The organism is Novacetimonas pomaceti, from assembly GCF_003207955.1.
Taxonomy (GTDB): Bacteria; Pseudomonadota; Alphaproteobacteria; order Acetobacterales; family Acetobacteraceae; genus Novacetimonas; species Novacetimonas pomaceti.
In genome coordinates, this window is record NZ_NOXG01000134.1 from 1 (window position 1) to 509 (window position 509).

Genomic DNA, 509 nt, shown 5'->3' on the forward strand with positions numbered 1-509 from the left:
TCAGGGTCATGATGCGGGTCTGCGGCAGTTTCGGCCACCATATCAGGACGGCTTCGCGTTCAATGGCCGGACGGGTCGGATCCTGCAGGATGTTGCATAAGGCGCAGACAGGCCCGGGTCCGTCACCATGCCATGGAAACCTGCGACCAGGCGTTATCAGGCCGCAGCAGGCACATGTGAAAAGGCCCGGCTCACCCATCTCCCTGGCGCCTGGCGCTGACGGATCCCATGGGCGCGGCAGCAGCCGGAAAGACTGTGTGAGACGGGCCATTGCGATCGGGTTCCTAGCCGCCGCTCGTGAACTGATAGGCCTGAGCCTGCGTACCAACGGTTGCCGAGCCGCCGGACGCGGTGTTGGCAGCCTTGTTGATCCACTGCGGACCCGTTGCGAAAAGACCGCACAGCACGATGCCGGCGATTGCCATACCGACCTTTCCGGGCGAACGGTTCTGTTCGTTGCGGCTCTGCCAGGCCGCCCATACGCCGCCGATGAAGCAGATGAAGGCAGC

At 63.9% G+C, this 509-nt stretch carries 1 pseudogene; it reads right to left on the bottom strand.

Annotation, left to right across the window (positions count from 1 at the left end):
- Window positions 1–284: 284 nt before the first annotated feature.
- Window positions 285–509 (bottom strand): annotated as a pseudogene (locus tag CFR71_RS16045) (hypothetical protein); the annotation flags it as partial.